General features: G+C 43.5%; 21 protein-coding genes. 12 read left to right on the top strand and 9 right to left on the bottom strand.

The annotated features are described in order from the left end of the window. Positions 1-106 precede the first annotated feature (106 nt). On the bottom strand, positions 107-1,579 hold the full coding sequence (locus M1L62_RS10980; RefSeq protein WP_254413078.1) for a M61 family metallopeptidase: 1,473 nt from the start codon (positions 1,577-1,579) through the stop codon (positions 107-109). A gap of 110 nt (positions 1,580-1,689) precedes the next feature. Here M1L62_RS10980 and M1L62_RS10975 point away from each other — a divergent pair, with 110 nt between their 5' ends. The 10 genes from M1L62_RS10975 to M1L62_RS10930 all read left to right on the top strand — a co-directional run bounded on the left by M1L62_RS10975 (position 1,690) and on the right by M1L62_RS10930 (position 9,669). Then, complete coding sequence (locus M1L62_RS10975; protein WP_254413077.1) at positions 1,690-2,349, top strand: hypothetical protein; 660 nt, start codon at positions 1,690-1,692, stop codon at positions 2,347-2,349. Positions 2,350-2,514: 165 nt separating this feature from the next. Further along, positions 2,515-3,147, top strand: coding sequence for an acetyltransferase (locus tag M1L62_RS10970; RefSeq protein WP_254413076.1), 633 nt, complete (start codon positions 2,515-2,517; stop codon positions 3,145-3,147). Between the two features lie 144 nt (positions 3,148-3,291). After that, a complete protein-coding gene (locus tag M1L62_RS10965; protein WP_374760299.1) occupies positions 3,292-3,858 on the top strand; it encodes a YceD family protein in 567 nt (188 codons plus the stop codon). A 61-nt stretch (positions 3,859-3,919) separates the two neighbouring features. Continuing rightward, entirely contained in the window at positions 3,920-4,114 is a 195-nt protein-coding gene (gene rpmF, locus M1L62_RS10960; RefSeq protein ID WP_090337350.1) for a 50S ribosomal protein L32, read from the top strand. A 131-nt stretch (positions 4,115-4,245) separates the two neighbouring features. Next, positions 4,246-5,184 carry a phosphate acyltransferase PlsX gene (gene plsX / locus M1L62_RS10955; protein ID WP_254413075.1) on the top strand — a complete coding sequence of 313 codons (939 nt, stop codon included), beginning with the start codon at positions 4,246-4,248 and terminating at the stop codon, positions 5,182-5,184. 90 nt (positions 5,185-5,274) lie between these two features. Further along, entirely contained in the window at positions 5,275-6,279 is a 1,005-nt protein-coding gene (locus tag M1L62_RS10950; RefSeq protein WP_254413074.1) for a beta-ketoacyl-ACP synthase III, read from the top strand. 76 nt (positions 6,280-6,355) lie between these two features. After that, positions 6,356-6,922, top strand: coding sequence for an elongation factor P (gene efp, locus M1L62_RS10945; protein ID WP_090337344.1), 567 nt, complete (start codon positions 6,356-6,358; stop codon positions 6,920-6,922). Between the two features lie 34 nt (positions 6,923-6,956). Continuing rightward, positions 6,957-7,436, top strand: a complete 480-nt coding sequence (accB, locus tag M1L62_RS10940) for an acetyl-CoA carboxylase biotin carboxyl carrier protein (RefSeq protein ID WP_254413073.1) — start codon at positions 6,957-6,959, stop codon at positions 7,434-7,436. A gap of 37 nt (positions 7,437-7,473) precedes the next feature. Further along, positions 7,474-8,817 (top strand): acetyl-CoA carboxylase biotin carboxylase subunit, encoded by a 1,344-nt coding sequence (accC, locus tag M1L62_RS10935; protein ID WP_254413072.1) that lies wholly within the window; start codon positions 7,474-7,476, stop codon positions 8,815-8,817. Between the two features lie 180 nt (positions 8,818-8,997). Further along, positions 8,998-9,669 (top strand): hypothetical protein, encoded by a 672-nt coding sequence (locus M1L62_RS10930; RefSeq protein ID WP_254413071.1) that lies wholly within the window; start codon positions 8,998-9,000, stop codon positions 9,667-9,669. Between the two features lie 105 nt (positions 9,670-9,774). Here M1L62_RS10930 and M1L62_RS10925 read toward each other — a convergent pair whose 3' ends face one another. Then, on the bottom strand, positions 9,775-11,085 hold the full coding sequence (locus M1L62_RS10925) for a Gfo/Idh/MocA family oxidoreductase (protein WP_254413070.1): 1,311 nt from the start codon (positions 11,083-11,085) through the stop codon (positions 9,775-9,777). A 332-nt stretch (positions 11,086-11,417) separates the two neighbouring features. Further along, a complete protein-coding gene (locus M1L62_RS10920; RefSeq protein WP_254413069.1) occupies positions 11,418-12,878 on the bottom strand; it encodes a TonB-dependent receptor in 1,461 nt (486 codons plus the stop codon). A 152-nt stretch (positions 12,879-13,030) separates the two neighbouring features. Between M1L62_RS10920 and M1L62_RS10915 the strand changes: the two genes are divergently transcribed. Further along, complete coding sequence (locus tag M1L62_RS10915; RefSeq protein ID WP_254413068.1) at positions 13,031-13,435, top strand: gamma-glutamylcyclotransferase family protein; 405 nt, start codon at positions 13,031-13,033, stop codon at positions 13,433-13,435. 4 nt (positions 13,436-13,439) lie between these two features. Here the strand turns inward: M1L62_RS10915 and M1L62_RS10910 are convergent, their stop codons facing one another. Further along, positions 13,440-14,213, bottom strand: a complete 774-nt coding sequence (locus M1L62_RS10910; RefSeq protein ID WP_254413067.1) for a type III pantothenate kinase — start codon at positions 14,211-14,213, stop codon at positions 13,440-13,442. A gap of 183 nt (positions 14,214-14,396) precedes the next feature. Between M1L62_RS10910 and lacZ the strand changes: the two genes are divergently transcribed. Further along, positions 14,397-17,816, top strand: a complete 3,420-nt coding sequence (gene lacZ, locus M1L62_RS10905) for a beta-galactosidase, LacZ type (RefSeq protein ID WP_254413066.1) — start codon at positions 14,397-14,399, stop codon at positions 17,814-17,816. Between the two features lie 18 nt (positions 17,817-17,834). On the opposite strand, the gene M1L62_RS10900 is transcribed toward lacZ, so the two are convergent. From M1L62_RS10900 to M1L62_RS10880, 5 genes are all read right to left on the bottom strand, one after another. Next, positions 17,835-18,401, bottom strand: a complete 567-nt coding sequence (locus M1L62_RS10900; RefSeq protein ID WP_254413065.1) for a YceI family protein — start codon at positions 18,399-18,401, stop codon at positions 17,835-17,837. A 12-nt stretch (positions 18,402-18,413) separates the two neighbouring features. Then, on the bottom strand, positions 18,414-19,316 hold the full coding sequence (locus M1L62_RS10895) for a DUF5777 family beta-barrel protein (protein ID WP_254413064.1): 903 nt from the start codon (positions 19,314-19,316) through the stop codon (positions 18,414-18,416). 11 nt (positions 19,317-19,327) lie between these two features. Beyond that, positions 19,328-19,846, bottom strand: a complete 519-nt coding sequence (locus tag M1L62_RS10890) for a QcrA and Rieske domain-containing protein (RefSeq protein ID WP_254413063.1) — start codon at positions 19,844-19,846, stop codon at positions 19,328-19,330. 94 nt (positions 19,847-19,940) lie between these two features. Then, positions 19,941-21,470: a hypothetical protein gene (locus tag M1L62_RS10885; protein ID WP_254413062.1), complete on the bottom strand. Its 1,530-nt coding sequence runs from the start codon at positions 21,468-21,470 to the stop codon at positions 19,941-19,943. Beyond that, positions 21,451-22,020 (bottom strand): RNA polymerase sigma factor, encoded by a 570-nt coding sequence (locus M1L62_RS10880; RefSeq protein ID WP_254413061.1) that lies wholly within the window; start codon positions 22,018-22,020, stop codon positions 21,451-21,453. The genes M1L62_RS10885 and M1L62_RS10880 overlap by 20 nt, the downstream gene beginning before the upstream one ends. Positions 22,021-22,045 lie beyond the last annotated feature (25 nt).

Here is a 22,045-nt window from a genome sequence, read left to right as displayed (position 1 = left end):
TAAAAAATGTTTTTGAAGTTTAATTTATAAACGGCAACCTGGGAGCGACAAAGGCTTGGCTTTACACTTGCGGGAGGCTCCTTAGGAGTTCTTCGCAAAAGTCACCTCACTCCTCCTCCTCCTCCGAAAGCACCTGACGTGTTTCCAGCCATTTATCGCGCTGTATTTTGGCACGAAAATCGTCCTGAATGTTTAACTGAATATTCCCGTTGCTAAAAATGGTCATCTGTAAACCCACAAAACTCAGTGCTTCGTTGAGTCTGGTTTCGAGCGGCTCGTTGGTCAGAATACAATCGTTCCAGTACCAGTCCATTTTCTCACCGGCCACTTCCTCCACAATATCCCTGTAATCCTGGATGGTATAACCGATGAAAGGTTTTCCGAAACGCTCCCAAAGGATCTGCATAACCGTATCCAGCGACGAAACATGATTTGACTTTTTCCTCAGGAACAAATCAAGAATCAAAGCCACCAGCGCCCCTTTGTGGTAAACCGAAACCTTACGGTGCGGAATACCCTTGTCATAACCATCCAGCCATAAGTCAAAGGAAGATTCCGCCAGCGACTGCGAAGCGAGCGCATTGTTTTCAAAATGACGCTTCATATAAACCTGTAATTCCTTGATATAGGCTTCGTCGTTAAAAACACCGGCGCGTCTTAAAAACAAATCGCCATAATAAGTCGTGCAGCCTTCTGCCACAAAACAGGTTTCAAAATAGTTTTCTTTGGTAAAATCGTAGGGTAAAAGTTCGATCGGACGAATACGGATGATATTCCAGGCATGAAACAATTCGTGCGAACTCACACCCAGCAAATCCGTATAAAGTCCCTCACCTTCATCATCCGGGCCGAGCACAATCATCGTAGAATTATGATGCTCCACGCCATGGTAAAAAGCGTGTGGCAGAATAAGGTTCAGGAAATGGTACTCTTCCTCCGGAAATTCACCCATGGTAGCAATCTGTTCCCTGGAAAATCTCCTGAAATCACGCTGAATACGCTTCCAGTTCGGTTTCAGATTACCATGCATCCATATGTGAAACTGTACACCCCGAACGGTATAATCCGATTTTTGTAATGTTTCCGACGCCAGAAGCGGGCTATCCACCAACTGATAAAAATCTTTCGCTTTCAACTGATGTTTGCCAGCCGCAGCCAGCCCGCAGGCAATCCCGAATGTTTCCGGCAGCGCCAGTGTGACCAGGCATTCATCCGTAATTCTTCCTTCGGTATAAAGGCAAAAGTTGATAAAATTGAGATACCAGAGCTCCTCATCCACATAACTGCTGCCCGCATTTTGTATCGCCGCGAAGAATGCATAACGGATCTGAACTTCTTTTTCTCCGTTTGTTTTAACCTCCCAACGATCCTTGGTAATCTTGCGTAATGGTAGTTTATCACCGCTTATTGAAATTGCTTCAATAAATTGAATATTTTTGGCAAAATTTTGAATTTCATAACGTCCTGGCCGCCATGCAGGTAATTGAATTTCAATACGATCCGTTGTAATTTCAGGAATTGTATAGGTAATTGTTAAAAAATGGGAAGCAGGGTCAGTTACAGAAATATGATAATGCATAAGCTATCAGGCAGTGAATGAGGCAGAATTGATGAGGGCTTACTCAATAATAAACCAAAAGTTAAGAATTTTGCGTTACTATTAACAATATTAAAATAAACCATTTAGAAATGAAAAGGAAAATCCTCCTATCCTGTTTATTTATCATCACACTATCGATTAAATCAACAGTATTTGCCCAGACAGACGAATACTACCGCCCGGATACTGTGAAAAAAGAAAGGCCGGTAAGAAAAGAAATACCACCGATTGAAGACAAAGCTCCTGTTGAAAAGAAAAAAGTTGAAAGTGAATTAAAAAATCTTGCGTTCAAAGAAAGGATCAGGTTAGGCGGAAGTTTCGGGTTAAGTTTTGGAACATTCACCAACGTGAACGTATCACCAATGGCAGGTTACCAGATCACCGACAAGCTGGTTGGCGGTGTTGGCGCGACGCTGATGTGGTTCAAATCAAAAAATTATGGGGTCAATTCTGTTTACTACGGAGGAAGAGGATTTCTGATGTATCAAGTGGTACCAGTAATAAATATTATTGCTGAATACGAAGCCATGAATGTAGAAGCTGATTCCTTCATTAAATATGATGCCAGGAAATGGATTGGCTCGCCTATGATTGGGGCTTCTTACTCCCAGCCAACGGGTGGGCGTTTAATTAGGGCTATTCATTTCACCGCGTTATACAATTTAAATTACGATAATCAGCTAGACGATTATGGAAACAATATTTCGCCGTACGGAAGCCCGTTTGTGTTCCGCGTCACGTTTCTGTAAATCAATCCGTACTTTTATAAATAATTACCTGATACCGGGCATAACATCGCACAACGAAATTTATTTTCATACCTGCTGAACACTTGCTGCCGGATTCATTAACAAATTCAATTATTCCTTCATCCGGTCAAACCATATAAGAGGTGCGGATGAATAAAATCAATTATGGAAAATCCAGTTTTAATTTTTGGTGCAGGCTCCCTGGGAATGCAGGCACTTGATATTTTCAAGAAAAACAATGTGCTCGTCTACGGAATTCTGGACGATAATAAAGAATTACATGGTAAAGAATTCGGCGATATCAGCGTTTTAGGCGCAACGGATGACGAAGGCTTTATCAATATTATAGGCGAAAAGTGTGAAACTTTTGTTGCGGTAGGCGAACGTACCGTCCGCAAACAATTAACCGAGGGGCTGAACGAGCGTTTTAAAAGTATGCCCGTTAATGCCATTCACGAAAGCAGCATTATCTCGGAAACGGCCGTCATAGGTCACGGAAATCTTTTCGGAGCACGTGTGACCGTTGGGGCATTGTCAAAATTGGGAAGTCATTCACTATTCCAGACTGCGTCTGTTATTGAAACTTCCGCCGAAGTCGGGGATTATGTGACAGTTGGCCCGGGTGCCGTGATCAATGATCGTGTAAAAGTCGGCGACGGCGTATTTATCGGATCAGGCGCTATCATTGTTGCCGGTATCGAGATCGGAAAAAATGCAAGAATCGGTGCAGGATCTGTGGTGGTTGAAAACGTGCCGGCAGGGTCAACATTTTTTGGCAATCCTGCACGCAAGATTTAATGGGATTTGTAGAAAAAAAACGGATGCTGGTTGAGGAACAGCATCTTCCGTGTTAAATCCCTCAGTTCAAATCAATAAAAATTGTAGATAGTTTTTTTATTCACATGAAAAGACACTACCTTTGCAGTCCTTTTGACAGAAATAGTGAAAGAGCTAAGTAAATACAACATAGACATTTACGGTTTGGAAGACAAACAGTATGACTATGATATGGAGTCGGGAGACGCGTTTTTTGAAGAATTAGAGCAAGATCTGATCGAACATGGCCATTTCAAAACACATGTTGTTTTGACAAAATCGGCTACGATGATCCAGCTTCATTTTCATACGGAAGGCTCGGTTGAATTACTTTGCGACCGCACTTTGGAACCGTTTGAAGAGCCGATTGATTCGAGTGAACGGATTATTTTAAAATTCGGTGACCGTAATGAGGAGCTGACAGACGAGATTGAGATTATAAACAGAAATACGAACCGTATTAATGTTGCGAAATACATTTTTGAGTTTATCGCATTATCTCTGCCTGTAAAAAAATTACATCCAAGTCTTCGTGAGGAAGATTATGATGATGAGGATTTGGAAGACGACGATGAAGTGATTCTTATCTATTCTTCGGAAGGTCAGGAAGAAAGTGAAGAAGACAGCGATTCCGAAGAAAAAATTGACCCACGTTGGGAAGCATTAAAAAAATTAAAAGGCAATCAGGAGTAATTCCTGTCTGCGATATAAAAGTTTTTCAAACCGAATATTAACATACAGAACATAAAGCATCATGGCACATCCTAAGCGGAAAATTTCCAAAACCCGTCGCGATACACGCAGAGCACATGACTTCCTTACTGGCAAGCAATTGTCAGTTGATTCGTCAACAGGGGAGATTCATCAGTTCCACCGTGCGCACGTACACGAAGGAAATCTAGTTTATAGAGGCAAAGTTGTTGTTGAAAATTATGCCAAAACGGTCTAAATTTTAACAATGAGAATGCCAATTTCGCAACAGCCTTATAAAAGTTGTTGCGAAATTCTTTTTTACTAAGGCACAACTGCTAAATTTACACCTTCGATTTCTAACTTTTAGTACAAAATAACAGCGTGTAAATGAAAATTGCGGTAGATGCTATGGGGGGAGATTTAGCTCCACAAGCAATAGTTGAAGGGGTTATACAAGCCGCTTCCGAACTGCCATCGGATGCCCGAATCGTATTAATTGGCCGGGAAAGTGATATTCTGGAGATATTTCGCCAGCATAACTTCTCTTCGTCCGTCGTTGATATCGTTCATGCTGAAGATGTTATTGAGATGGGTGAGCACCCTACAAAAGCTCTTTCTCAGAAGCCGAATTCTAGTATTGCCATTGGATTTAAGCTTTTGAAGGAAAAAGAAATAGACATCTTCTGTAGTGCGGGCAACACCGGCGCTATGCATGTCGGCGCTCTTTTTAGTATAAAAGCTATTGAAGGAGTTTTGAGACCTGCCATTGCCGGTTTCGTACCCCAGGTTGGAGGCGGATATGCTATTATGGTCGATATTGGCGCCAACGCCGATTGCAAGCCTGAAGTACTTGCCCAGTTTGGTGAAATTGGCTCTCTGTTCGTTCAGCATACATTTCAGATTGAAAGCCCTCGTGTGGCTTTAATGAACATTGGCGAGGAAGAACAGAAGGGTTCATTAACTGCGCAGGCTACCTATCCCCTGCTCAAGGATAACAAACGAATCAATTTTATTGGAAATATTGAAGGGAAAGATCTCTTCACTAATAAAGCAGATGTGATCGTCACGGACGGTTTCACTGGGAATGTATTATTTAAATTAGGAGAGTCGCTATACGAAATTGCCAAACAAAGAGGGATTCAGGATGATTTTATAGATCAGACGAATTATGAGTCCATCGGCGGGAGTTCGATTATCGGAGTAAATGGTAATGTGATGATCGCACATGGCATTTCTTCACCGCTGGCAATAAAAAATATGCTGGGATGGGCTTACAAACAAGTCAAATCAAAAGCGTATGTTCACATTGCAAATGCTTTGAACTAATCGCTGAGCATAACAGCACTATTTTGCGAATAAACTCTGATAATGTTTTTTACCAAAATTCACGGGAATTTTGAATGCTAGAAATTAACCATGACCCACGCAAGAGCCTCTATAACAGGAATACACGGGTATGTGCCTGACTATATTCTGACAAATGCTGAATTGGAAACAATGGTGGCGACTAACGATGAATGGATCGTAAGCCGTACCGGCATCAAGGAACGTCGCATACTTAAAGGAGAAGGTTTAGGAAGCTCACATATGGGCGCTGAGGCTGTAAAAGGGTTGCTTGCCAAAACCAATACTGCTCCGGAAGATATTGATTTATTGATCTGCGCCACGACTACCCCCGACTTCATTTTTCCTGGTACTGCCAATCTGATCTGTGATATGACGGGCATCAGAAATGTCGGAAGTTTCGATATTCAGGCGGCTTGTTCCGGATTTGTTTATGCACTTACGATCGGTTCTCAGTTTATCGAGACCGGAAAATATAAAAAAGTAATTGTGGTCGGCGCTGATAAAATGTCAGCAATTGTCGATTACACCGATAGAAAAACTTGTATTCTGTTTGGCGATGGTGCTGGAGCTGTGCTTCTGGAACCTGATACCGAAGGATATGGTATTGTAGATTCGATCATCCGTTCCGATGGAGCCGGATATCCTTATCTGCATCAGAAAGCGGGAGGAAGCCGTTTTCCGCCTACACATGAAACCATTGATAATAAGTGGCATTCGGTGTATCAGGACGGATCTCAGGTGTTTAAATTTGCCGTAAAAAACATGGCAGATATTTCCGCTGAAATTATGGAAAAGAATAACCTTGCAAGTGAAGACGTTGCATGGCTGGTGCCACATCAGGCCAACAGACGTATCATCGAGGCCACGGCCAACCGTATGGGTGTTGGAATGGACAAGGTGATGGTGAATATCCAGAAGTACGGCAACACCACTTCGGCGACTATACCACTTTGTTTGTGGGACTACGAATCACAATTGAAAAAGGGCGATAATCTTGTACTTGCGGCCTTCGGTGGAGGATTTACCTGGGGCGCGATTTACCTGAAATGGGCCTACGATAAAGGAAATGAATAATGTAAAATGAATAATGATCTTGTTTCATTATTCATTTTTTCATTTTAAGATTTTATACATTTTTTATTAATTAAACATGGCAACGACTGCAGATTTACGTAACGGACTAGTAATACATTTTAACCATGACCTTTTTCAGGTTATCGAGTTTCAACATGTAAAACCAGGTAAAGGAAATGCTTTTGTACGCACAAAAATAAAAAGCCTTACTTCGGGAAAAGTATTGGATAATACTTTCTCTTCCGGTGCTACTATTATTCCGGTTCGCGTAGAAAGACATAAATTCCAGTTTTTATACAAAGATGAAGTTGGGTATAACTTCATGAACTCCGAAACATTCGATCAGGTATTGATCGATGAGAAACTTGTAACAGCGGCTGACCTGATGAAAGAAGGCCAGGAAGTAGAGATTTTGATCAACACCGAAACCGACGCTGCTTTGTTATGTGAATTGCCACCATTTGTAGAATTAGAAGTGACCTATGCTGAACCAGGCTTAAAAGGAGATACCGCAAACTCTCCTAAGAAAGCGATTGAAGTAGAAACGGGTGCTCGTATCATGGTACCTTTATTTATTGAAGAAGGTCAGAAAATCAAAGTAGATACCCGCACGTACGACTACGTTGAAAGAGTAAAATCATAGGTTACTATTCCTGCAACTGTATAAACTTGACTAAATGGAAACTAAAGAAATTCAAAAACTGATTGACTTCATCGCCCAGTCCGGCCTTGATGAAGTAAACATTGAAACAACGGATTTAAAGATTAAGGTAAAAAGATATGGCGCTGCTCCGGTAGTAACTGTTGCTCCGGCACAGGTTTCTGCTTCGGCTCCTGTATATACAACACCTTCGGCTCCTGCTGCTCAGGCTCCTGCAACGCCTTCGGCACCGGCAGAACCAGCTGCATCGGCAAATTTGATTACAATTAAGTCCCCAATGATCGGTACTTTCTACCGCGCATCAAGCCCTGAAACACCTGCATTTGCAAGTGTTGGAGACGAAATCGTACCAGGAAAGGTAGTTTGTGTGATTGAAGCAATGAAATTGTTCAACGAAATTGAATCTGAAATTTCAGGAAGAATTGTTAAAGTTTTGGTAGAAAACGCTACCCCGGTAGAATTCGACCAGCCTTTGTTTCTTGTTGAACCTATATAACGGTGATGACCGGTCTTAAAACACTTAATTAAATTTCATGTTTAAAAAGATTCTCATTGCCAACCGAGGTGAAATCGCATTACGTGTGATCAGAACCTGTCGTGAAATGGGCATAAAAACTGTTGCAGTTTATTCAACTGCCGACCGTGACAGCCTTCACGTACGTTTTGCTGACGAAGCAGTTTGTATTGGACCTCCTCCAAGCCGTCAGTCTTACCTGAGTATTCAAAATATTATTTCTGCTGCCGAGGTTACCGGTGCAGATGCCATACATCCGGGGTACGGTTTCTTATCTGAAAACGCTGAGTTCTCTCAGATTTGTGCTGATTACGGTATCAAATTTATTGGAGCAACTGCGGCTCAGATCAACGGAATGGGCGATAAAGCTACGGCTAAGGCGACCATGATTAAAGCAGGCGTTCCTGTTGTTCCGGGTTCAGAAGGTTTGTTAGAATCCGTTGAACAAGGAAAAAAACTTGCGATAGGCATCGGATATCCTGTGATTGTGAAAGCAACTGCCGGTGGTGGTGGACGCGGTATGCGTATCATCAACAAACCGGAAGATTTTGAAAAGGCATGGAATGATGCCCGTACAGAATCTGCTGCGGCTTTTGGAAATGACGGTTTATACCTTGAAAAATTTGTTGAAGAACCTCGCCACATCGAAATCCAGATCATTGGTGATCAGTATGGCAAAGTTTGTCACTTATCTGAACGTGATTGCTCTATTCAGCGCCGTCACCAGAAATTGGTGGAAGAAACACCTTCCCCCATTATCACGCCTGAACTTCGTGAGAAAATGGGTGCTGCTGCCATTAAAGGTGCGCAGGCTATCGGATATGAAGGAGCAGGAACGATTGAATTCCTTGTTGACAAACACGGTGAATTCTTCTTCATGGAAATGAATACGCGTATTCAGGTAGAACACCCGATTACGGAAGAAGTTACCGATTTTGATTTAATTAAGGAGCAAATCAAAGTGGCAGCTGGTGAGCCGATTTTGGGCATTAATTATACGCCTAAATTGTTTGCGATGGAATGCCGTATCAATGCGGAAGATCCTGCAAATGGTTTCCGTCCGTCTCCTGGAAAAATCACGAACCTGCATTTCCCTGGCGGCCACGGTATCCGTATCGACAGCCATGTTTACAGCGGTTATACCATTCCGCCAAACTATGACTCGATGATTGCTAAACTGATCGTGAGCGGCCAGTCGCGCGAGGAAGTCCTGACCAGAATGAAACGTGCGTTGCAGGAATTCGTCATTGAAGGTATCAAAACCACCATTCCATTCCATATTAAATTGATGGACGATCCTGGATTCAAATCCGGAAACTTCACAACGAAATATCTGGAGTCGTTTGATTTTTCTTCGCTTTAATTTTCGTTTAAACGCAGAGCTTCGGGAGGTTTACGCGGAGTAACGCTGAGTTTATACTTATATTATTATTTGAAAAGGTGTTTGGTTTTGATAACCGGACACCTTTTCTGCGTTTGAAGGTGAAATAAAATTAAGTAACTTTGATGTACCTAACATCTACTTCACCCTCAAGTATTTTCAATGAAACACTGCTGCATCTGTATCCTTGCCATACTTTTTTTTGCTTGTAAAAAAACGAAAATCGATCCAGCCCCTCAGTTCCCATCTACACTTTATTTAAACGGCATTACAAAAAAGTCTAAAATCCGTTTATTTACAAATAAAGGGGAAATAACAGATCAGTCGGTGATTGATAAATTCGTTAAAACCACAAAAGGTTTTACCAAAAAAGACACATCATTTACCTCCGGCGAAACGCTAACCTTCTTCTCTGCAGATTCCGCTGAAATACCAAATTCATTCAATTCACTAACCGTTGTAAAAAAAGAAAATCAGCTTATTTTTAAATCGACAAATAGACGAATTATAACAGCAGCTAACTTGGAATCAAACTATAAAATGGGAAGATATCAAAGCGAAATTGAGCCTGTTTGGGATGGTAAATTTAGCGCTTACAACATGCTGGTTGGTTATGGAGATTATTCCGCATTAAAACTATCAGTATTTGAATACAATAGGGTTAGCTGGTTTGTTCAATGGAATTGGGGTGATACTTCATCGCCCGATATATTGACTAAATCATCCTCATCAGGAACCATGTTCAATGAGTTTAATGAATCCTATATAAGTTCAATCCAAAAAAATGACACGCTTGCTATTCAGGAATATTTTTATTCGTTCCAAAAGAAATAATATGATTATCAATATTAAACGCAGCAAAACAACATGAGCTGTATTAAAATAGCCCGGAAAAATTTTTCCGGGCTATTCTCTTATAAGCACACTCAAAATAATCTTCTATACAATTTCCGGGACGGTATATGGCGCTCTGTACTTTCTTGTCAGGTACGTATTCGCATCATCATCACCCACAAACTTTTCTGTTTTAGGATCAAACGTCAAGGCACGCCCGGTCCGGTATGCGATGTTCCCCAAATGCGCCAATCCCGATGATAAATGAGCCGTTTCCACCGGGCCGTTGACCATTTTTGGATCGCGGGCTACTACGGCATCGATGAAGTTTTTATAATGGTCTCCCCCGGCCTTCCGTGTCGGTCCCGGCTTTTTATCTTTCCCCAGGAATGTTTCATAAAAATCATATCCCTTGACAACCAGATATCCCTCGCTGCCATAAAATATATTGCCAATGCCAACACCACCTTCATCGTTGGTCATCCATGGACGAACTTCAAATTCAATGATCTTCTTTTCCTTCGGATAAATAAACGAAGAGCTTAATACCTCCGGTGTTTCCTTTGCGTCGTCCCATAGAAACTTGCCACCTGAAGAAGTTATCTTTTCAGGGAAAGAATCTACACCCAGCCCCCACATACACATGTCGGTTTCATGAATTCCCTGATTCCCCACGTCGCCGTTTCCGTAGTTCCAATGCCAGTGCCAGTTGTAATGCACGTAGTTTTTCGAGAACGGTTTCATTTCTGCCGGCCCTGTCCACAGATCATAATTTAATCCTGCCGGAACCGGTTCTGTGCCTTTATTACCAATATCCGGTCTCCATTTGTATACCAGTCCGCGTGCCATATACACGTTTCCAATCAAACCATCGCGCATATGTTTCACGGCTTCCTGCAACGCCTCCGAACTTCTTAGCTGTACCCCATGCTGAACAACACGTTTGTATTTATGCGCCGCCTCAACCATCTTGCGCCCCTCATGCAGATTATGCGATCCTGGCTTTTCCACATACACATCTTTGCCAGCCTGACAAGCCCATATTGCTGCCAGCGAATGCCAGTGATTTGGGGTTGCAATACTGACCGCATCAATGGATTTGTCCTCATAAACTTTACGAAGATCATTTTCCGTCTTCACTTTTTTACCATTATTCTTTTCGGAAAACTCTTTCGCCCGTGTTTGTAAAATCACATCATCCGGATCACATAAAGTGGCCAATTCTACATTGGCAAGTCTCGAATAACCTTTGATATGGTCCTGCCCGCGGCCATTTACACCGATAACGGCCACGCGAACACGATCGTTAGCACCAAAAGCGCTGGCTGGAATAATGGAAGGAATGGAAAATGCTACTGCCGCACCGGCTGTATTTTTGATAAAGTCACGGCGCGAAACTTCGTTTTTGTTCTTCATGAGTCGCTGATTTAGGAAGTTTAAAGTTTAGACAAGTCAACGGACAAATAATTATACCCTTCTGACAGCTAATAATTTAGACGAGTTATTTCAAACCTACCCCGAATCACAAGTATCTTAAAGTACAATTATTTTTTACTTAAGTACCAACCCAGACAATTTTACCCGGCGAGCTCTATGATGAAAATGAAACGAAGTTTTTTATAATTAAAATGAAACGCGAAATGCTGTAACCGTTAACATGACAAAACCCATCTTACAGGAAAATTTTTCCTCGTAAAATGGGTTTGCGATGACGTGATGAAGACACGCCAGTATTAAGGCTGTTTAAATTATAAGTTACCCACAGCCTGATGAATGGATTTCACCGTATTCGTATAATTCTCTTCGTTTGGTAAACCAAAAAGTGATTTTTCCTTGATGATAACCGCGACGTTTTCCGGCACCAGTTTTTCCCATCCGGGTTCTCCCCGTTTGATTTTTTCAAGCACACTGTCTGTCGTAATGTGCATATGTTCTTTGTTGTAATTCCGGATATCTTCAATTTTGTTATTGATAATCAGATACTGGAATAACGGCCGCAGATGATCCGGCACAACAAAATTTTCACAGCTATACACCGAACCATCAGGCTGTAAAGTCGGGTAAATAAACAGCTTCACCTTGCGGCTAAACAGGGTGGCAAATGATTCAAGAATCCCCCCGGGAAGGAATTCGTAGTGTTTTTCTTCGAAAATATCCTGCAAACTCGGACTCCCCAGCAACAGACCCGCCTTAAGTTTCGAAAGCCTCGACAGATACGCGACCAGGCGGAAATACTCATGGTGATTGGAAATCATTACCATATGCCCGAGCGAACACAAAATATCCACCCGGTCAAGGAAATCCTTTTCATCGATATCCTTATCAGAACCTTTCAAATTGTGAAGTGTCAGCTCCGATACCAGAACCACTTTGGATTCATCCACATCCGGTTCTGCGAGAAATTGCTTTTGTCCGTTGCTGATCAAATCGATATGTACATTCGTGATCGGGCGCAAACGGCCCCGCATCATCAGAATATGTTTTTTGTATAACGCCTCAGAAGGTTGTAAAACGCCGCCATCAGAACCAAACAAGGCTGCATCAGTAAACCCGTTTTTCACCAGACGAAGGCTCATGAGCCGATTGTCCACTTTCACAAAATCGGGGCCGCTGAAACGCACCATATCGATTTCAATCCTGTCCGGGGTGAGGTCGTCCATTAAGGACAACAAAAGTATTTCCGGCGATTTATGGTAAAAAAAACAACCGTACATCAGGTTTACCCCGATAATGCCCAGCGCCTGTTGTTGCAACAAATTTTCGTCATCACGCATCCGCACGTGAATCACCACATAATTCGTAGGCCCTAGCGGCGTCAGCTGAAACTGAAGACCGATCCAGCCATGCGATTCATTTGTCTTTTGAAAGTTTAACGCCACCACCGTATTGGCAAACGCAAAAAACTGGCTCTCCTCACCTCTCTTTTCCTGAAGACGTTTTTCTACCAGATTGTATTCCCGGTTCAGCATCTTCATCAGCCTTGACTCCACGACATAACGCCCTCCTTCTTCCGTTCCGTAAATCGCATCACTGAAGGTCATATCATAGGCAGACATCGTCTTGGCAATTGTACCCGACGCTCCACCCGATTTGAAAAAGAAGGCAGCCGTTTCCTGCCCTGCACCGATTTCAGCAAATGAGCCATAAATCCGGCGGTCAAGATTGATCCGTAACGCCTTTTGTTTGGTACCGAGATTCTTTTCGTACATATCAATTCTGGGTTAGATGAAGAGCTCTTACTCGTAAATATAAGAAAAATCCCATTCTTAATAGTTATTAAGAATGACCGATTATATATTAGAACCGAAAAATTCTATATAATATTACTATTATAAGATAGTTTTAAATCCAATTTATTTCCATGCATCCGAACCCCGATTTTCTGTTTACTTACGGTACTTTGATGCAAGGGTTCGAAAATCCTTTTGCACAGCGGCTGCACACATCATCAACGTTCGAAGGCAAAGGATCATTCCCCGGCTTGCTGTATAAAATAAGCTGGTATCCGGGAGCGGTTTACGACGAAAAAAGTGAAAGCAGCGTTTTCGGAGAAGTTTACCAACTGACAATCAAAGCGCTGCTGCTGCCGGAACTTGATGACTATGAGGATGTTTTTGAAGACGAGGAGAAAAGTTTATATCTCCGAAAGATCATACCGATCCAAATGCAGGACGGATCGGTTCTGCCGTGCTGGGTTTATCTTTACAATCAGGATACAACCGATTTAGAAAAAATAGAAACCGGCGATTTCAGAACCTGCCGGTGATTATTCATCGGGCCGCGTTAATTTTTTCACCGATAATCCTTAGACCGTCGAGAGTCAGTTTTCTGTCTATTTCAACAAACTCATCACGCAGCGTATCAATGATGGATGATAATCCACCTGTGGCGACGGCTATACAATCGCCGCCCATTTCGAGCCGGATCCGGTGAATTAACGATTTCACCAACCCTTCATACCCGAGCAGTATTCCGGCCTGAATCGACTGAACCGTGTTTTTGCCAATCGCAGAAGCGGGAAGCTTCAAAGGTACCTCCGGAAGCTGAGCCGTATTGGCAAACAATGCCTTAACAGCCGTCACCAGCCCCGGCAGAATTGCCACGCCCAGGATTTCCCCTTTGTTGGAAACGGTCGTAAAAGTAAGGGCAGTGCCAAAATCAACCACCACACAATTTTGCTTATAGCGGGTCATCACAGCCACGGCATTGGCAATCAGGTCAGCGCCAAGTTCATGTGGATGATCGATCGCAATCGTTAACCCGGGCACGGTATTCGGTCCGACGGTAATGGTATCAACACTGAAAAGCGACCGGAGCATTTTCTGAATGGTCGGGGTTAGCGATGGCACCACACTGCTCAATACCACGGTTTTAACATCACCAAACGATATGCCTGCTTCCAGAAAATGAAGCATTAACTTGGATGCATAATGAGATTCACTTTCCTGGGCCAAAGAACGCACCCGCCAGACATGGGTCCAGGCGTCTGATTCATAAAGACCAAAAACAGTATCCGTGTTACCAACATCGACGGCTAAAAGCATAATCAGAATTTTATATTAAGAGAACAAATAAAAGCATTATCGAAATAAAACGGCAATTAAGGGCGTTTTTAACAACAGTTTCTTTTTGTTTAAACCTACTTTTAATACTTTTACAAACAGCCGATACTACACCCTCAGGTTACTTTTGTAATAAGTAAAGTTCATCCCCGATTTAGTAAAAACATGTATCATTTGAATGACTGCCGGTTCCTTGCATTATATATATTTCTGTTTCTAACCACTTTATCTTCAACTGCCCAGGTCGTTCCCGAATGGAAAGATCCTGAAATTATCAGTGTCAATACCGAAAAAGGGCGTGCCGATTTCGTTCCCTATAAAGACGAAAAAAGTGCATTGCAGCTTGATAAAAAATCACCTTTTGTCCGCTCGCTGAACGGCACATGGAAGTTCAGGTGGGTCTCCCATCCCTCCAAAGCACCTGCGGATTTTTTTCAGCCGTCGCATTCTACTGCCAACTGGGATAACCTCAACGTCCCTTCCAACTGGCAGGTTGCCGGTGCGCGCGAAGGCCGTAATTACGACAAGCCGGTATTCACAAATATTAAACATCCGTTCAAGGCGAATCCTCCGGGGATCGACGCGGATACCAATGCCACGGGACTTTACCGTACAACGTTTAATGTGTCCGATCATGATAAAGGAAAAACTTTCTTTCTTCAGTTCGGCGGGGTTCAGTCGGCCTGCTACGTATGGCTGAACGGCGAAGCGATCGGGTATCATGAAGACGGGATGACTCCTTTTGAATTCAACGTAACCGGCGATGTAAAAACCGGAATAAACCATCTTGCCGTAGAAGTCGTCAACTGGTCAGACGGCAGTTATCTTGAAGATCAGGATTTCTGGCGGCTTTCAGGCATTTTCCGGGATGTCAATTTGATTACACTTCCGGATGTACACATCAACGATTTTGCCGTTCGCACGGATCTGGATGCCAATTACCAGAACGCCACGTTAAAGATAAGCACCTACGTAAAGAACTTTTCGAAACAGACTGCTGCGGGAAATCAATTGGTTTTCACGTTATATGACTCAAAAAAATCGGTGGTTGTAACCCCGGTCAGCCGGCTGATTGGCAATGTTGAACCCCAGGGTGAAATCCCTATCCGCGTAGAAATTCCGATAACCAATCCGGAAAAATGGAGTGCGGAATCTCCTTCTTTGTACACACTCACCATCCAGATCCTCAATTCGGATGGTAAAACCATTGAAGCCGTCAGCCAGCGTGTTGGATTTCGGGAGATAAAAATTGCGGGCGGGCAACTGCTCGTGAACGGAAAACCCATCACCATTAAAGGCGTTAACCGCCATGAATTTGATCCTGAAACGGGCCGTGTGATGAGCCGTGAACTGATGATCAAAGATATCACGCTGATGAAACAGCATAATATCAACGCCGTACGGACATCCCACTATCCCAGCGTTCCTGAATGGTATGACCTATGCGATGAATATGGCTTGTACGTCATGGATGAAGCCAACATCGAAAGCCATGAACTCTGGGGACGGAATATCATTCTGGCTGACAAACCGCAATGGAAGGCAGCCTTTCTGGCCAGAGGAACGGCGATGATCGAACGGGATAAAAATCATCCTTCGATTATTATCTGGTCATTGGGAAATGAGTCGGGCATGGGAGCCAACTTTAACGCCATGGCTGATTATATCCGTCTCGCTGATCCGACACGACCGATTCATTACGAGGGAAGAAGCAATTACAAACCAACGACGCTGAGCAATTTTGATATCATTTCGGTGATGTACCCTTCGGTTAATGACATGATCGAACTGGTAAAAAAAGATAAAAACAGACCGTTGATCGTTTGCGAATATGCTCATGGTATGGGAAACAGCATTGGTAATTTCAAGGAATACTGGGACGTTATCGAAAAGTATCCAACCATGCAGGGCGGTTTTATCTGGGACTGGGTCGATCAGGGATTGCAGCTTAAAACAGCCGACGGAACACCTTACTGGGATTATTTCAACTATATCGATGGCGCCAATGCAGGCGACGGGCTTGTTAACCCTGACCGTGTTCCGCAGCCGGAAATCAATGAGGTCAAAAAAGTTTATCAGTATATTAAGTTTGAGCTTCCTGATACATTGCGTGCAGGACAGCGGCAGCTTACGATCAAAAATAATTACGATTTTATCTCGCTAAACGGTTTTGAACTGGTTTGGTCCTTACAGGAAAACGGGAAATTCATTGGCGAAGGAACCATTGCAAACCTGAGCGCAATGCCCAAACAATCGCAGCAGCTCTCCATTCCATATCAGCTTCCCAATAACCCCAAACCGGGTTATCAATACTTTTTAAATCTAAGCATCCGTTTAAAAAAACCGACATTGTGGGCGCCGGAAGATCATGAAGTGGCCTGGTATCAGGTTCCCCTTGAAGTCACGACTGAGGAGGAAAAGGATGTTGCCTATACCCGCAGTCCTGCTTTGCGACTATCGCTTGTTCGTGGCAAAGGTGTGACGATCAGCGGACAGAATTTTTCTGTCAGCTTTAACAAGAAAAATGCCCGTATGTCTTCGTTTATGTACAAAAAGGAAGAAATGCTGGAATCGGGTCCTTTTGCCAATTTCTGGCGCGTACCTACGGATAACGATGAAGGCGGCGGAAAACAAAGCTTTGCAACGCAATGGAGAAACGCAAACCTGGACTCACTGAAACTGACTGGTTCAGACCTGCGTGTTGAAAAACTGAATCCGCATGTGTTTAAGGTAACACTGATGAAAAGCCTTCGCAGTCGTGCCGGCGGCATGATCGTCAGCTCCGTTTACACCATTTATTCGACGGGCGATATTCGTGTACAAAATACCTTTACGCCAAGCGGCGAATGGCCTGAACTGGCGAAAGTTGGTTTCCAGTTTCAAATGCCCACTACTTATAACAAGATCCAGTGGTTTGGAAACGGTCCCTACGAAACTTACGCCGACAGGAAAACAAGCGGGCGAATCGGATTGTATGAAGGCAGCGTTGCTGACCAGCATTTTCCATATATAAGTCCTCAGGAAAATGGGAATAAGACAGATGTCCGCTGGGCTACCATTACCAACGAAGACGGTCTTGGCCTGATCGCGATCAGTGATTCTGTGTTTAATGTCAATGTACACGATTATACCGACAAGGAAATATTGGCCGCGAAAAAACGTGCTGCGGTACTTTCCCGAGGTAATACGACTGTGGTTAATCTGGATCTTGCCCAAATGGGACTTGGAGGTGATGACAGCTGGTCGCCGCGTGTACACGACAAGTACCGGCTACCAGCGCGGACATACGCCTATTCCTATCGGCTAAAAGGAATTGACAATGCCTCAAATCTCGATCAGATCACGCATACCCGGCTTCCGGATATTGCTTCCAAAACAAAAACTGCCACGGCCGAAGGAGACGACCAGGTGGCAGGAGAAGATGCGGCCGGTGATGAGGAAGAAGAAGCGGTAAAACCGACGGTCAGAAAATATTCATCCAAATATTCACGGAAGAAAGTATCACACAGAAAAAAACCGACTCGTAAAAAGAAGTCGGTTTCGAGAAAAAAATCAGGTTCTAAAAAGAAAAGAAGAAGGAGATAACCTCACGTACATCCTCTCCTATTTTTTATATGGCGAGAGGATGTACTCTACTTTTACCTTGATCGACTGCGCGATTTTCACAAATACGATCTGGGGTACATCAATTTTATGGTCAACCAGCGTCACTTCGAAATCAGAGCTGATGACCATTTTTCCCCCTTCCACTTTCAGTTTCCCTTTAATCGTCCGGTTTTTACTGACACCGTGTACTGTAAAACTCCCGGTCGCGGAAGCATCATAGGTTCCGTCTTTGGTAAAATCGATACGCTGATCCAGTTTTCCGCTGAAAGTCGCCGTCGAATATTTATCCGACTCGATATAATTTTCATTGAAATGTTCCTGCATCAGTTTATTTGGAAAAACGAAGTCACGCATATTCATTCTGATCGCGATTTCAGCCGTGCCTGTGTTCAGTAACACCTGCGTCTTTTTGTTCTCCGCGTAGATGTTTTCCATCGGCGTTTCGGAAGAAAACCGGGTGTTTCCACCTGCCGTTGCAAACATGCCTCCCTGGGCAAAAACCGTCCCGGATACTCCTGCAAGCGTAATCAGCAGGATTACGCTCAGGACTATATGATGTCTCATAAATCTGTATGTTTAGTATTGAGCTCTCTTGCTTTTCTTGTCAAAACTGAAAGTCCGTGAGATATTGAAGCCGTAATGCACATCACCTTTACCCCAGCTTCCCGTCGTTTCTCCGATAAACTGTTTCTCAATCATACCGAGGGAATTGGTAAAATGCAGCTGAAATACGTGCCCGCCGGTATCAATATCGACACCAAACGCCATGGAGTCATGATAAGGCAGGTTGGCATCTTTATCATGTGCCGCCCAGAAATATTCAGCATTCACAGAAACCCTTTTGCTCAGCTTCAGGCGCCCACCCAAACCAACGGAGAAAAGCCCACGCTTATCTCCGGCTAGTTCAGGCAGGTTTCGATATAGATAGGTTGGCGTTATTTGCAGTGAAAGTCGCTCGCTGAACTTACGGGCGATAAGCGCCTGGTATACATAAGTCAGCTTGTTTTTAAAACTGCGGGTGGCTTCATCCTCTGAAACCGGACGCAGCGTGCGGATCGCGGCACTTCCAAAGAGTGTTACCGATAAAGGGATCTGTCGTGCACCGGTAGTTTGTTTGATCAGCCGGTATTTTCCGAAAAAATCAAATGCTTTTTGTTCGGTGCTTCTTCCGACACCAATCATCAGATCGTCAGAAATACCATATTCAAAACCCAGTCTCAGTGTAGCCTGATCCAATCCGTACAATTGATAAGATCCCGAATTCAAGCGACCAAACCGGTGAGAGATACGAAAATCCATATGATTTTTCTTAACCGTTTCTACGGAATGCCCGTTGATGATCCGGGTAGATTTAAAAGTTGCCTGTACCGGCATGGTTGTATTGCTATCCAGTTTATTCAGTTCTCCAAGCAGGTCATTCTGTGCATGGAGCGATGTTACTGCAAAAAGTAAAATGATTGCGTGGCGGAGTGCTTTCATAGTTTTCAAGATTACGCTGTTACTGTTAATGTGTTGCCGTCAGCCGAGAGAACAGCCTTGTATGCCTTCAGGGCAGCCACGGCAGGACCTTTATCCACTGCGCCGGTCAGGGAGAATTCCGAACCGTGATTTGAACAATAGATATCATTTTCGCCACTCCGGTACTGCACCGTGGTCCCTTCATGTGTACATACTTTCGAAAGTGCAACATATGTTTTGGCCGTAGAAAATGCTACGATCAGGTCGCCAACGATCGCAAATGAGCCAGCTGTTTTCAGTTTTGAATAAGTGGCATTGGTCAGATCGACGGTAAAATTGATCGCACCTGCCGAGGTTGTTGCATTGCCTGTAAGCCCTGTTGTACTACCCGGTGTTGTCGGCGTTGGTGTATTGGTTACCGGATCCATTTCTCCCGTACTGCATGCAGTCAGTGAACCAAGGCAATAAACAGCCATTAATGTTGATGTTCCCAGGCTCAGACTTCTAAGGAATTCGGCCCTTTTCATCGTTTCTTTTTGAGTAGTGTTCATGGTGAAATAATTAGGAATGAATAGAAAAATTTGACAAAACGCATCCTGTCCCCGATTTTCAGGGAATGATTACCAGGTATTAAAACTTTATTACTTATTTAAAAACAGGGGTATATCTAATTGAAAACCAAGTACCAAACGTAAACAGATCCACCTTCCCAAAGCCAACTTTTTTAACAGGAATTCTCACATAAGGCTCCGCGATCAGCGATAGTTTTTTCGACAAACGATATTCGTATCCAACCGAAGCATTGAGGTGGCTTAGCCAATACCACCCGGTTGAAGTTTCATAATTTGACCATTTTTGCCCATGGACATATTTGTCATAATTGTAATCGTACTTTTCATTTTGCATGTAATAAGAGGAGGCTCCTGCACTCGTAAACCACCGCGACCTTTCCGTTTGCGTGATGTCATAACGCACGTTCAACGGAATTTCAATAACCTTACAAACCCCGTCAACGCTGGCTGGCAACACTTTCTGGTCATACCAGCTGGCAGGCCATTCGTATTCGCCGGCTTTTGCATTGTAAATTTTTGAACTTCTGGTTACGCCTGTCTGAATGTATAATTTCCGGAACAAGGCATATTCTATGAGTAGCGAAACGGCTGTGCCGGGTTTAGATAAATTTTTCAGACCTACTGTACTGAGATCCGGAGAATAACTAAAACGTACGGCAAATTTCGGGGAAGGTTCTTTTTCATCAGCCGCTTTGACCGGTTGCGAAACCGGCGTTTCAGCTGGCTTCACCTTTGGCAATGCTTTTGCTTTATTCCAAACCATAGCTCTGGATTCCAGCCAATCTGCTGAGATCAATAACCGGTTTTCCTCAGCCACATCACTGGCATTAAAAGGAATATTTTCAGCAGCCTGTGACTCCGAAATAGGATCCGTGTCAACCGTTTGTACCACGCCCTTCCCAGAATTGAAAACTTCCCGTTCACCACGTTTCGTTTGAACCAAAGTTTCTTTCTCCGCCACATTCCCCAAACCACCTTCAATCGCCGGATACTTCCTGGCTTTCTGCTCAGTATTAAATGCCCCGTCACCCCCTCTCCCAATAGAACGGTTAGGCTCTAAGTACACTCCGCCTGTCTTAGACCAGCGACGGGGCAGTATCTTTCTATTTTTTGTTTTAGTTATTTCGTTATCCGCTGCGCTCCCCGGCAAGTCATTTTTACTTGCAGAGATCTCATCTTCCTCACGTTTTGCAACAGCGCCTATTCCCTCAAGCTGCCCTTTTTTTCCGTTTTGGGCAACATTTTTACTTTGCCCATCCAGTTTTACGGCAGTCTGTTCTTCAACGATTTTATTGTTAGCCTCGCCATTTTTAATCGAAGGGGCAGGCCCTATCGATGTTTGACCGGCATTTTTGGCAGCAAAAGTTTTATCAGATTCTTTCGGGTTATTTGTTAGCAAATACGTTCCTATTCCGCCTATCATCAGTAAGGCAAGCAAACCCGCCGACCACCATTTCCTCCACCACATTGCGGGTGTTTTTCCATCGGCACTATCCAACCTGCTTCTCAGCGCGTTCCAATCCTGTGGATCAAAAGTCGAATCAAGCTCTTCCGCTGACTTTTTGAAGAGCTTGTCCAGTTCGTCATCTGGTAACTCTTTCATAATTGTCAATGTTAATTTTGGATAGCATCATTCTCAACTTTTCCCTGGCACGCGACAAATTCGATTTTGAAGCTCCTACGGAAATATTCAATTGTTCGGCAATTTCTTCGTGCGTGTACCCGTCAATGACAGCCAGACTAAAAACCAGCCTATAGGCCGGCGTTAACTCTTGTACAAGGCTGATTATCTCTTCATGCGCCATTTTGTTGATTACAGTTTCATCTACAAATACCTGATCCGCAGCTTCCACATCATCCAAAACTTCGTGACGAATTTCGTGCCGGTAATGATCCAGTGCGGTGTTTATCATTACCCTGCTCAACCAACTTTTAAAAGAACGGCTTTGATCAAAACTATCCAGCTTGGTAAAAATCTTTAAAAAACCATCGTTCATTATTTCTTTCGCCTCTTCCCGACTCCGTGTATAGCGTAAACAGATGCTCATAGCATAGCCATAAAACTGTTTATACAACAGCTCCTGACTACGGCGGTTCTTTTTCAAACAGCCGTCGAGTAGTTCTTGAAGAACGGCGGAGTTATACTCGGGCATGTCGTTTGTTTTTCTACACTTACGT

Source organism: Dyadobacter diqingensis (assembly GCF_024220585.1).
GTDB classification, from domain to species: Bacteria; Bacteroidota; Bacteroidia; order Cytophagales; family Spirosomataceae; genus Dyadobacter; species Dyadobacter diqingensis.
The sequence above is the reverse complement of the archived record's forward strand: the minus strand, read 5'-3'. Positions and strand labels throughout refer to the sequence as shown.